Origin of the sequence: Faecousia intestinalis (assembly GCF_040096185.1) — a bacterium.
Taxonomy (GTDB): domain Bacteria; phylum Bacillota; class Clostridia; order Oscillospirales; family Oscillospiraceae; genus JAZOXB01.
The window spans coordinates 1-8,501 of the sequence record NZ_JBBMFF010000097.1 but is presented as its reverse complement, the minus strand read 5'-3'; the positions used below and the strand labels follow the sequence as shown (position 1 = coordinate 8,501).

2 protein-coding genes are annotated in these 8,501 nt (G+C 60.7%); one reads left to right on the top strand and one right to left on the bottom strand.

Annotation, left to right across the window (positions count from 1 at the left end):
- Positions 1-359: 359 nt before the first annotated feature.
- On the bottom strand, positions 360-6,881 hold the full coding sequence (locus tag WMO66_RS01725) for a leucine-rich repeat protein (RefSeq protein WP_349134687.1): 6,522 nt from the start codon (positions 6,879-6,881) through the stop codon (positions 360-362).
- A gap of 414 nt (positions 6,882-7,295) precedes the next feature.
- Here WMO66_RS01725 and WMO66_RS01720 point away from each other — a divergent pair, with 414 nt between their 5' ends.
- Positions 7,296-8,354, top strand: coding sequence for an ArsR/SmtB family transcription factor (locus WMO66_RS01720; RefSeq protein ID WP_349134686.1), 1,059 nt, complete (start codon positions 7,296-7,298; stop codon positions 8,352-8,354).
- Positions 8,355-8,501 lie beyond the last annotated feature (147 nt).

The window sequence follows — 8,501 nt, the reverse complement described above, 5'->3', positions numbered from 1 at the left end:
GGCGCTCAACCCCCGTAAAGGGGACGCCGCATCCGTAAGGCGGCAAAGCCGCCAACGGCTGCGCAGTGAGCGCCGCTGCACCCCATACTTTGGCGTTTGCCATTTTAACGGCGGCCGGTACGGGACGGCGGTGCCTTCCCGAGATTGCCACGTCGGCCTGCGGCCTCCTCGCAATGACAATTCGGGAGCCGGTGCCGTTTTAGCGGCGGCCGGTACGGGCTGCGAGTGCAGCGCCGGGAGGGGCATGCCCCTCCCCTACAATGCCTATACTAAGACGCCAAATGGCCGGGGCTTGCGCCCCGGCCATGGCTTTTATACCCGCAGGGAGGAAGGATGGAAGACCTGCGGTGGGATTCTGCTTACTTTTCGAGCCAGCGCATGAGGATCGTGGCGATCTGTGCGCGGGTCGCGGTAGCCTGCGGCTCGAGGCTGGCCGTGCCGTTGGCATCGGCGACACCGTTGATGAGGCCGCTGGCGACTGCCCAGTTCAGGGCTTCCTTCGCCCAGTCGGACGTCTTGGCGGCATCCGGGAAGGCGGAGAGCTTATCTTCCTTGGCAGCCTCCGCACCGGCGTAGCGGTAGAGCATGGTGGCAATCTGCTCGCGGGTGATGCTGGCATCCGGGGCGAAGACATTCTTGGCGACGCCGTTGACGATGCCGTTGTTCGCGGCCCAGATGACGGCCTTCGTGTACCAGGCGTCGTCCGCCACATCGGTGAACGGATTGACCTGCTTGCCGGTGTCGGGCTCGCCCGCTGCGCGGTAGAGCACGGTGACGAGCTGTGCGCGGGTCAGCTGGCCGTCCGGCTCGAACTTGCCGCCGCCGACGCCGTTCATGAGGCCGTTCGTCAGGGCGTAGTCCACGCCCTCATGATACCATGCCTTTGCGTCAAGGTCGCTGAAGGCCTTGGACGGGCAGTTGTCGGAGTTCGCGAAGATCGGACGCGTCTCGACTGCCTGGCAGACGGAGCAGGTGCGGGTCTCTTCGCCGTCCTCGAAGCAGGTGGCCTCCTTCGTGACGGTCCAGTCGCCGAAGCTGTGGCCCTTGGCCGGGATGACCTCGGTGGAGAGGGTCTCGCCGCAGTCCTCACAGACGACGGTCTTGCTGCCGTCCTCGGTGCAGGTAGCGGGAACGATGTTCTCCTTGACATGCTCGTGCTTGCAGCCCTCATAGACGATGTTGTCCTCGCCGAGGATGACTGCGTCCTTCGTGATGGTGAGCTTGGCACCGTGCGGGACAATGAGCTTGCCCTCGATGCAGAGCTTGCCGTCGATGGTAACATTGCCGCGCAGGGTGACGGTCACGCCCTCGGGGATGCAGGAGCCGTCGTTGTAGCCGATGTCGGTCTTGCCGTCCCAGATGACGGTGGGCAGCTCATTCAGATCGGTGAAGCGCGCGACCTTGTTGCGCTGGCTGTTCAGCACGGCGATGACCTTGGCATCCGGGCGGAAGACACGGGCGCCGATGTTGCTGAGGGAGCCGTTCAGATAAATGGTGGTCGGGCCGACCCAATACTTGGAGCTGTAGTCCGCGGTGTACATCTGCGTGCCGAAGGCCGTATCGCCGAGATACTGCAGGTTCTCCGGCAGATGGATGGTCTCGCCGTCCAGATCGCCCGCGAAGGCGGACTTGCCGATGTACTCCAGGCTGTCCGGCAGGTTGATCTTTGCATTCCTGCAGTCATAGAGTGCACTTTCCTCGACCCGCTTCAGGGTGCTGGGCAGATTGATCTCCTTGGCCTCCTTGTTGCCGTACAGGGAGTAGTAGCTCAGGTAGGTGATGCCCTCGCCGACGTTGATGGTCTTATAACGGTTGCCCGCAAAGGCGCACTGGTCCATGAATTCGATGCTGCCGGGGATGTCCAGTACGTCGGTCTGCCAGGCCGGGATCAGGCCCTGCTGCTCCAGCCGCATCTCCCAGCCAAGGTAGCCGAAGGACTGATAGCCGACGGACTTCAGGTTGGCGGGCAGCTTGCCGAAGGTACGGACATTGAACATCTGGTCAAAGGTGCGGTCGCCGGTCTTCTCGATGGTATCGGGCAGATCCAGCATGGTCAGAACCGACTGGTTCTGGAACAGGAGGCGGTCCGCCAGCTCGGTGACGGCATAGGTGCGGCCGTCGCCCTCGTTGGTAACGGTGGCCGGGATGGAGAAGGTCTCGGTCTTGGCGTCGTCGCTGATGGCAGTGACACGGACGGTGGTGTCGGAGGTGGGCATATAGCTGATGCCGTCCACGGCGAACTGACCGCCGAAGTAGGAGGTGTAGGGCGCGCCGTTGATCAGGATCTCGTGACCATAGCCGGAGTAGCGCAGGAGCTTGGCCTGCTCGGTGGTCTTAGCGTGCATGACACCGGTCTGATCCTCAAACTTGTTGTTCCAGAAGTAGAAGGCGTCCTGACCGATCTCCTTCACGCCGGAGCCGACCACGCAGTTCTCCACGCCGTCGCAGTAGATAAAGGCACGGAATCCAATGGTCCCGACGGAATCCGGAATGATGATTTCCTTGAGCTTCGTGGAGCAGAAGGCCCACGGCTCGATCTCCTGCAGGCCGTCCGGCAGGTTCAGCTTCTCGATGCCGGAGCTGTAGAAGGCAGCGTTTCCGATTTCCCTGACAGAGGACGGGATGTAGATACGCTTCAGGCTGGTGCAGCTCCAGAGCAGGCCGTTCGGGATCTTTTCCATGTTCTGCGGCAGCTCGACATAGGTGACATTGGAGCAGCCATAGAAGATGTTGGGGCCGTAGGTCTCCACCGTGGAGGGCAGGGTGATGCTCGTCAGGCCCGTGCAATTTGAGAAGGCCTTATCGCCGAGGTAGGTCAGCCCCTCCGGGAGATCGCCGTCCACCACGCCGGAGCCGCTGAAGGCGGAGTCGCCGATAAATTCAACGGAGGCCGGGATGGTCAGCGGCGCCTTGGAAACACCGTTGAGCGCCATCGCACCGATGGACCTGATGCTGTCAGGCAGGTTCAGGCTGGTCAGGCCGCTTGCAAAGAAGAACGCCGCATTGCCGATGGTCTCCAGGCCCTCGGGCAGGGTGATGGAGGTGGTCTTGGAGTTGAAGTAGAAGGCCTCGGCGGCGATTGCCGTCACGCGGTAGGTCTTGCCCGCATAGCTGACGGCCGCCGGAACGACGATCTCGGCCATGGAGGAATAGGAGCCGCTGTAGTTCTGGGTCTTGTTATTCTCCGGCAGGAGCACGACGGTGTCCGGGCCGGAAACTCTCCACCACAGGCCGTCCTCGGTCGTGAAGATCTCGCCGGGATTCCCGCACTCGCCGAAGTTCCGCTCCGTGGAAACGCCCTGACCGACCGTGACCATGCAGTAGGAGGACAGGCGGGAGAAGGCGGTGGCGGTGATGCAGACGGTGCCGTCGGACACGCCCGTGACCTCACCCTTTTCGTTGACGGTGGCCACGGACTCATCGGAGGAGGTCCAGGTGAAGGCAGTATCCTGCATGGAGGCGGGATAGACCTTGTAGCTCAGCTGCTTCGTCTCGCCGACGGCGATCTCGGCAGGCTCGATCTCCATGCCCTGCGGGCCGATATCGATGAAGGTCGTGGAGGTATTGTTCGCGCAGTCGCCGAGCATGATGCCGACGCGGCCGGGGTTGGCGGCCTTCAGGGACAGCTGCTGGACCAGATCGGAGGCATCGAGGACGACACGGACGGTCTCGCCTTCCTTCATGTCCTTGAATTCCTCGGCGGCTTCCAGATAGAAGAACTGCTGTGCGGAATCGATGACCCAGAGGAACTGGAGATACTTGTTGTCGGAGACGGTCAGGGCCAGCTTCAGGTCGCCGTTCTCGTCCTCGTACAGCTCGGCACTCTTCAGCTCCGGTTTCGTGTTATCGACATAGAAGGTGTAGCTCTGATAGTCGTCCACGTCAGAGCCGACGCCGCGGCCGCGGACGGAGAAGGTATACTCACCCTCGGGCGCCCAGTCGCCGGCATTATAGCTGCCGTCCGCGCCGGGCAGGCGGCCGTTCCAGCCCTGCTGGACCAGCGTGGCCGTGGCCTGATAGCCGGTCTGCGTAACGGTGATGTAGGTCTTGCGGACAGCACCGAGGTCGCCGGAATCCCACATGGTCTCGCCCTTGGCGTTCTTGACCGTGATCTGATAGGCCTCGGAATTTCGCAGGAGGCTGGACAGATGCAGCAGCATACGGCCACCGCGCGCCGGGCCGAAACCCATCCAGCGGCGTGCGAAGGTATCCGTGCGGTTGTTCACGCCGACGTAGTTGCCGCTCAGGGAGGCGTTGACATCGGCCAGAACGGAATAGGTAACGTTCGCGGAGCCTTCATCATAGGTTCCCTGGAAGACCTGCAGGCTGTTCCAGTCGCCATAGAAGCCGAGGATCGGAAGGCTCAGGCTAACGCCCTCGTCGGCGGTCAGGAAGGTGAAGCCCTCGACATAGGAGCCGTTCGGGAAGTTGTCGTTGTAGGCCTTCTTGCCGGCGGCGGTCAGCTCGAGCTTCACGGAGAAGGTCGCCTCGCCGTTGGCGGGGGCGGTGATCTTGTTGTCCGCGGTCAGGCCGGTATAGGTGATGGTCACTTCATCGGCCGTCAGGTCGCGGTTGGAGTTGGAGGCAAAGCTCTCGCCGTTGATGACCTTGATCGTCTCGATCATGGCCGTGGTGTCGACGGTGTAGGACTTGGCCTCGCCCGTCATATTGTGGACGGTCGCGGTGTAGGTATAGACGCCGTCCTTGCTGGAGCCGACCTCAGCCTTCGGGCGCTTGCTGCCCTCGACGGAGAGGTATGCGCCGGACTCGATGGCGTTTGCGATGTTGGCAACGCCTGCGCCCTGGCGGCGGACCGGGTAATAGGTGCCGTCCGGCTCCCTGGAGGGGGAAGCAGTGCTCATGAGCAGGCTGTTGACAAGGTCGCCCAGATCTTCGCCCGTGATGTTCGGATAATTCTTGTTCAGGTACTGACGCAGCAGGGCCGCTTCACCGGCCATGTGCGGCGTGGCCATGGAGGTGCCGGAGTAGACCTCATAGGCATCGGCCGCACCGAGGACGGAGGAACGGATGCCGCCGCCGGGGGCGGAAATTTCGGGCTTGATGCTCAGGTCCGGAGCCGGGCCCTTGCTGGAGAACGAGCTGACGCCGCCGCCAACGGGGTTGTCCACAAGGCCGTAGTACTCCTTGGAGAAGGAGACCTTCTTCTCGGCAGCCGCAGCCAGCTTTTCGCCGGAAGCCTTCGTAATGGTGATGGTCGGGATGAAATACGTCTCCAGAGCGGCGTTCAGCAGGGAGCCGCTGACGTTGTCGTAGATAATGCACGCGACTGCACCGGCCTTGGAGGCGTTCTCCGCCTTCGTGCCGAAGTTCAGGGTGCCGCGCTGCACGACCGCGATCTTGCCGGTCAGGTCGAGACCCTCAAAGTCCTTCTCCTCGCCGAGGCCGGGAACCATAACGTACTCAAGCGTCTTGCCGTCCATGGTCTCGAGGATATCATAGGGGTTGGAGGTTGCGTTATCCACCGCATTGTTATAGGGGATCTTTTCCTCGCCCAGCATCAGATAGGTAGAGGTAAACTTCACGTTATCCACAGAGGCGACCGACAGGCTGGCCGCGACCGTGGAGGGCGACGCAACGATGCCGTTATCCGGATACTCGGCATACGTCAGGTTGCTGTGGGCCGTCACATACATCGTCGAGGCAGTCTCGTTGCCTGCTGCGACCAGGACGTTGACGCCGGCCTTCTCGGCACGGGTATAAACGCCGTAGTACGTCAGGTGCTCTTCCACGCTCTCGTTTTCATCGCCATAATCCGTAAAGCCGGCGGGAGAGCCGAGGGACATGTTGATGGAGTCCGCGCCGAGCTTGACGGCATCGTCAATGCCCGCGAGGATGATATCGTCGGAGGTGGAGCCGGAGTTGTCGCCGAAGATCTTCATGATCATCAGCTGGGCATTCGGGGCCACGCCGTGGAAGTCCTTGCCGTTGTTGCCCGCGACGGTGCCTGCAACGTGGACGCCGTGCGCCTGGCCAACGGCCTCGGCATCGGCATCGCCGTTCGCGTAGTCATAGCCGTAGGGGGCCTTTTCATTGATGTACACGGAATCGGCATCCGTCACCTTGCTTGCAAGAGACTGGCTCTGCAGCAGGGAGGCGATGTCGTCCTTGGAATACTTCGTATTCGTCGGCATGACGGAGAAAGCCTCGTGCGCCTTCATGAAGCCGGTGTCAAGGATGGCGACGATGGTGCCGGTGCCGTCATAGCCCATGGCATTGGCCTCGGTCGAGCCGACCATGCCGGTGGAGCTGTTCATGGAGATCGTGTCGTCATCGGCACTGAGGTCCTCGGGCAGGCTGTACTGCTCGGCGACCCAGACGTTCTTGACGCCGTTCAGCGAGCGGACCTCGTCGAGCTTGCCGTAGGGGAGCTTCATGGAGAAGCCGTTCAGGACGGTCGTATAGGAATAGGTGAGGTCGCTTGCGCCATTGACGGAAGCGGTCTCGGTCTTGCCGGTCAGTGCCTCGATCTCGGCACGGACGGAAGCCTGCTCGTTCAGGAGATCCTGCTCGAGCTGCAGACAGGCGGGAGAGCTGATAAACGTGTCGAGTTCTCCCATGGCTGCGTCTGCCAGAGGCTCGCTCTCCAGCTCCACGATCACCGTAACGATGTCGGAGGCCTTGAGAGCGTTTTCGTCGTTCGAGAGATCAACTCCGTCCGCAGACGGGATCTCACCCTCGACCTCATGCGGGGTGATCTCCTGATCCGCGGGGGACAGGGAATTCTTATCGGTCCAGCGGGCGGAGATCGCATCGTCGCTCTCTTCGGCCGCGGGTTCGACGGCCATGGCCGGAACAACGCCGAGCGTTGTCAGGCACATTGCCAGAACCAACAGAATCGCCAGAAACCGTTTCATTTTCATGGTCCTTCTTCCTTTCATTTCGATAGATGGCAGTGCTAACTTTCTGCCTTGGCGGTATTCTACCACGTCGCTCAAAGAAAATCAATAGAAATTCTATATTCATCTTATCAAAATTCGATAGATATTAGAATTTAAATTATTCCAAGAATTATGCTCTATATTCTGCATATTTTCAAGATAATAATTGATTTCGCTCAGAATTTATATAGTTCTGCCTTTCATTCTTCCGCATTTGTCCGCGTATCGTGCACATCTGTTGTGATTTTTCCCGATAAATTCTACATTTTGCACGAGATATTTCGTCGAACTTCGATATCTGTCCGAATCCAGTGCTTGACTTTTCCGCTCATCCGGGATACAATATGCATGAATTACGATAGAAATCGAAAGACCACCTTCAGGAGGACTTCTGACTTGCAGATCCAATATTTTGAGCGCCTCAATCCGGAGATGGAGTGCATCTATCTGCTGGAGCGCCGTTATCAGGCCGGGGAGGATGCCCCGCACAGCATTCCCGCCCTGCGCGATTATCTCTCCGGGAAGTACAATATCCCGATGTTTGAGCTGGAGGCCATGCTGCAGCCGCTCATCGATCTGGAAAACTACGTCGTCTCCAATCTGCAGGTCAGCGAGGAGCAGCTGCGCTTTTTCTTTTCCTCGCGCGGCGGCACGACCTCGGCGCTGGCCCGGCCGCTCTATGCCGTGCTGCACAGCCGCCCGCACTACGGCAGCCTGCCGGAGGCCGAAAAGCTCGGCGCGCTCAAGCGCGTGCTGGCCCGCGTGCTCGGGCTGGAGACGGAGGACCTTGCAGGGATCGACAGCTTCGACGCTCTCATCCGCTTCCTGCTGCAAAGCCCGGCGACTGAGGATGTGAAGTGGATCTGCACAGCGCTGTTCTATTCCATTGATGAATATATGGAGGAGCTGGACATCATCCTGCGCAAGGCGACGGCCCTGTTCCTCGAGCATGTGCCGGACACGGCCGCGTCGCTTTGCCGCAGCGCAATGAAGGACGCAAAGGCCAAGATCGGCGACGATCCCGTGGCTCTGTTCGTCAACCTGAGCCTGCCGCAGCGCCCGGAGCGTCTGACCGTCGTGCCGTCGATGATGGCGTTCCACGGCGTGCAGTGGGACTTTGCGGCGGAAACGCTGTATTACGGCGTGTACTACACCCAGCTCGGCGAGCTGATCGTGAAATATTCCGACCAGTCGGCCTCGCTTGTCCGGCGGCTGAAGTCCATCGGCGACAAGAGCCGCCTGGAGATCCTGCGCGCCGTGAAGGACGGCCCGTGCAACGGGCAGGATATCGCCGAAAAGCTGTCCCTCGCCCCGGCCACGATCTCGCACCACATGAACCTGCTGTGCAACGAGGGGCTTCTCACGGCCACGCGCCGCGGCACGAGCCTGTATTATGAGCCGGACTGCGAAAACCTCAGCCGCTTTCTCCGTGAACTGGAGCACTATTTGCTGTAAAATTTGTTGTAAAATATGTAGGGGCGGGGACAGCCAGGCCCGGCTCAAAACCGCCGATACGGACAGGCTGCCGTTAAAATGGCACCAGCCCCCGAATTGTCATTGCGAGGAGCGAAGCGACGTGGCAATCTCGGGAAGGCAGTTGCG